The sequence below is a fragment of the Virgibacillus alimentarius genome (genome assembly GCF_017874635.1).
GTDB classification, from domain to species: Bacteria; Bacillota; Bacilli; order Bacillales; family Amphibacillaceae; genus Virgibacillus_B; species Virgibacillus_B alimentarius.
On sequence record NZ_JAGIKX010000064.1, the window covers coordinates 1 to 3,344 of the forward strand.

The following is a 3,344-nucleotide window of genomic DNA, read 5'->3' on the forward strand; positions in this document are numbered from 1 at the left end:
AAAGCAAAATTGACTGGACTGAGTCCGGTCGAATACCGAACTCAATCCAGCCAATCAGCTGCATAATAAAAACTCTAACTTTTAGGGGTCGCCACATTCTGGAGTCACTTTTTCCCTTTTTTAATATATTCTTCTACAATTTTTTCCCCAAGTTTTGGAGAACATGCGAAGATCGAATTTTTTTCTAATAGCTGAACGCTATTGCCATCAATCGTTGTAGTCCTTCCTCCAACTTCTTTAAGAAGAATGATTCCTGCCCCTATATCCCATGGAGCTAAACGCATGGACAAATAACCATCTATAATTCCTTCAGCAACATATGCAAACTCTAAAGCTGCAGATCCATATGTTCTCGTACCGCGCACTCTCTTCACCAAGTCCTGCATGACGTGTTCATCAACCAGGCGGTTTTTAGTCAGCCAAAAGTGATTTAGTACGAGTATTGCATCTTCTAAAGCTACGTTTTCGTTCACAGGGCCTAACTTTACATCATTTTTATATGCACCTTCACCTTTTTTCGCACTGTATAATACATCAGACATCACGTCATAAATGAAACCGATCTCTCCAATTCCATCCTGGTAAATCCCTAAAGAAATTGCGAAGTTTCTTTTTTGATGAACAAAGTTCATTGTCCCATCAATCGGATCCAGTATCCAAACAATGCCGTCTAATGAGGATAAATCATCGCCAAATCCTTCTTCACTTAATATGAAATGATTTGGGTATGTCTTTTTTATTTTGGTTGAAAAATATTGCTCCGTTTCTTTATCCATCGTGGTTACAAGATCGTTTGGATTTGATTTTGTATCGATTGTTAAAGGTTCATTTATATTATTTCTAATATATGCCCCTGCTTCTAAAACCCATTCTTTTGCATGATTAAAAAGGCTTTCACGAAATGATTTATCCATTATCTATCCTCCATTTCTATATATATTAATATACTAACAAATTGGAGGTATAGAGTCATTCTTTTACACATTCAAAAAATAAAAATGACCTTCGTATGATTCATCAATGAGAAACAGATGCTATACTCGGGTCATTAGCGCATTCCTATTCATTTTCAGCTTCTAGCAATTGTAGACGTAATTGTTCAAGTCGTTCTTTTGCTTTTATAATTTGTACCTTATCATCTGCTTGTAAAGCATCAAATAGTGTAACAAGTTCATAATCAATTTCTAATTTGACAACCGGGAGTTTCTCTTGTGCTTCTTTTCGCCTTAATGCGCTCATTACATATTTCACAATATCCACACCCTTTCAAATAGATTTTTGTCTAACTTTTTTTATGCTATACTTAATGTTGCGAAAAATAATTTTTAGTAATTCGTTTAATTATTTTATAATGTTCCCAAAAGCAATTCGTTTAAAACATTAAAAATTAATAGTATACCTCTCTAAATACCTCTCTAAGAGTTGTATAGAGCTTGACTAAAATATACCCTATACTTAATAATTATTATAATCTCAAAAGGAAAATACGTGATAAAATGAAAGGGTGTTAAACGTGGATTTTAATGGCTTTACCAAAGAGGATTTTGATACATTTTTAATTGATGGCTTAGAAAATAGGATGGAAGCAATTCAAACTCGTATTCAGCCTAAATTCCGTGAAATAGGCAACTATTTAACAGATTATTTATCTGTACAACTGGGCAATGAAGTATTTCTGCATATTGCAAAACACGCCAGAAGAAAAGTGAACCCACCAAATGATACATGGCTGGCCATTGCCGATAATAAACGCGGCTATAAAAAACATCCACATTTTCAAGTTGGATTATTTGATGATCATGTATTTATATGGCTAGCACTAATCTATGAACTGGACTATAAAAAAGAGATCGCAAAATCATTTATCAAAAGCCTTGATAAAATAAAACAACTTCCTGAGCATTACGTTGTTTCTCTTGATCATATGAAAAAAGATTCGATAGCAATCACCGATTTAGAAATGAAACACCTAGAGCGATTTCGAGATGTAAAAAAGGCGGAGTTTCTAGTCGGACAACATCTGCCTATAAGAGATACTCGACTTCAAGATAAGGATGCTTTTTTAGATACGGCTAAACAAACGTTTCAAACATTAATTCCTTTTTATCAACAGGCTTTAGAAGCTAAATCCTAAATGGTAGTTTTGTATAAAGCAAAAGGATAAAGTTGAATACTTCTAAAAAACGAGGTTGGGGCATAACTAGCCAAAATATCTAAAAAAAGGTTTGATTTATTTTCATCATCTATGGTTGGATTTGTGTTCATGGCGGTATACTTTCTTAAGTTTACTGCCATGAACGCAAATCCTAATTCATTTTCTACCATTTCTTTACCTCTCACTGAAAAACGTATGAAACACAAATTAGCCTTCAAAAATCCGAAGATTGGCTCCACATCTATTTTACGTTTTCTTTGTCTTCTGAAAAGCTCTGTCTTATGTATTCTTTTTATTGTTCCCTTTTCTCGTTATCGTAAACTTTGCGTGCCCGAGAAAAGCAGCCACCTGTAGTGGAAGTCAACGGGATTACTATCCGTATCTATCGATTAGTAAAAACTATAATAGAATTATCTCACCTAAAAAAATCAAATAGCCCCAATGGACTATCTGATTTTTTACATTTACTGGGGTTTTATCCCAGCCTCATTTCATTTTAATTTTTTTATCCGTTGTTTCTCTAGCTTGTTTAATAACATGATAGCTCGAATAACCTGACACCTTTTGAAATTCTGAGAAATAGCTTTTTTCTTCACTTTTAGATGGAATTATTTTTTTAAACTTTCGATAAGCAGCAATTAATATATCACGCTCAACACTCGCCTCATAGGCTTGCTCAATAAGCGTAAAAAAACCTACAACATCTATAATTTCCTGTTTTGTCCAAGTATAGTCAATCGGATAATGATAATTCATTACCATTCACCTCTTTGTATTGGATTTTATTACTAACCTCTCTTAGCATCATGTACAAGTGCTTACATGAGAGATCGAATGAAATCATTTCCTGGAGGTATTTACTTCACCGTCCGCCTATACGAATCAAACGTTGCACATGCTTGATTTACTTCCCCACTTTTCATTCCTAAAATTTCATTGTAGCCTTCTTGGTTATATTTAATTATTCAGCTACTTTTATCTCTCCTTAAACTCCCCCCTTAATACAATCATTATGTCATATCTTACCATGGGATGAGTAAAACTAGCTAATATCCTTGTATCTAAATGAAAATAAACAAGGAAAAATAGAAAGGAAAAAAGAGGCTGGGACATAACTAGCCCCAAATAAACAAAATCGGTTGTGTTTATCAATAAATGATAAACGCAACCGTTTTTTCTTTTGTTTTTA

General features: G+C 33.7%; 4 protein-coding genes and 1 pseudogene. 1 reads left to right on the top strand and 4 read right to left on the bottom strand.

Annotation, left to right across the window (positions count from 1 at the left end; all coding sequences use genetic code 11):
- Window positions 1-104: 104 nt before the first annotated feature.
- Together J2Z81_RS15555 and J2Z81_RS15560 are read right to left on the bottom strand one after the other, a co-directional pair.
- A complete protein-coding gene (locus tag J2Z81_RS15555; protein WP_029267703.1) occupies window positions 105-914 on the bottom strand; it encodes an inositol monophosphatase family protein in 810 nt (269 codons plus the stop codon).
- A 145-nt stretch (window positions 915-1,059) separates the two neighbouring features.
- Window positions 1,060-1,251: a hypothetical protein gene (locus tag J2Z81_RS15560; RefSeq protein ID WP_038220986.1), complete on the bottom strand. Its 192-nt coding sequence runs from the start codon at window positions 1,249-1,251 to the stop codon at window positions 1,060-1,062.
- 262 nt (window positions 1,252-1,513) lie between these two features.
- On the opposite strand from J2Z81_RS15560, the gene J2Z81_RS15565 reads away from it, so the two are divergent.
- The gene (locus tag J2Z81_RS15565) at window positions 1,514-2,134 is read left to right on the top strand and encodes a YktB family protein (RefSeq protein ID WP_226371750.1); all 621 of its coding nucleotides are present in this window, start codon (window positions 1,514-1,516) and stop codon (window positions 2,132-2,134) included.
- Here J2Z81_RS15565 and J2Z81_RS15965 read toward each other — a convergent pair.
- Window positions 2,131-2,409, bottom strand: a pseudogene (locus J2Z81_RS15965) (transposase); the annotation flags it as partial. The gene J2Z81_RS15565 and the pseudogene J2Z81_RS15965 overlap by 4 nt on opposite strands.
- Before the next feature lie 232 nt (window positions 2,410-2,641).
- A complete protein-coding gene (locus J2Z81_RS15575; protein ID WP_029271249.1) occupies window positions 2,642-2,911 on the bottom strand; it encodes a UPF0223 family protein in 270 nt (89 codons plus the stop codon).
- Window positions 2,912-3,344: the final 433 nt, after the last annotated feature.